Raw genomic sequence first — 292 nt, 5'->3', positions numbered from 1 at the left:
CAACTGGCGCAGCGCGTGCTGCGCCCGCTGGCGCGCCCGGATGCGCCGGGTGCATGGTATCGAAGCTGGCGCCTAATGGCCGTGGACGGCACCTGCATGGACGTGGCCGACGAAGCGGTCAACGCACGGCACTTCGGCTACCCGGAGGCCTCCCGCGGGCAGAGCGCCTTCCCGCAGGCGCGTGTGCTGGGCCTGGTCGAATGCGGCACCCACGCGGTGGTGGCTGCGGCCATCGCACCGTACAGCCACAGCGAAGTGGCCATGGCCGCCGAACTGCTGCCCTCCAAACTGA

1 pseudogene is annotated in these 292 nt (G+C 70.9%); it reads left to right on the top strand.

The features are described from left to right. A pseudogene (locus JHD63_RS23545) lies at positions 1–292 on the top strand (IS4 family transposase); the annotation flags it as partial.

Origin of the sequence: Xylophilus sp. ASV27, from assembly GCF_016428875.1 — a bacterium.
GTDB lineage: Bacteria > Pseudomonadota > Gammaproteobacteria > Burkholderiales > Burkholderiaceae_C > Xylophilus.
The sequence above is the reverse complement of the archived record's forward strand: the minus strand, read 5'-3'. Positions and strand labels throughout refer to the sequence as shown.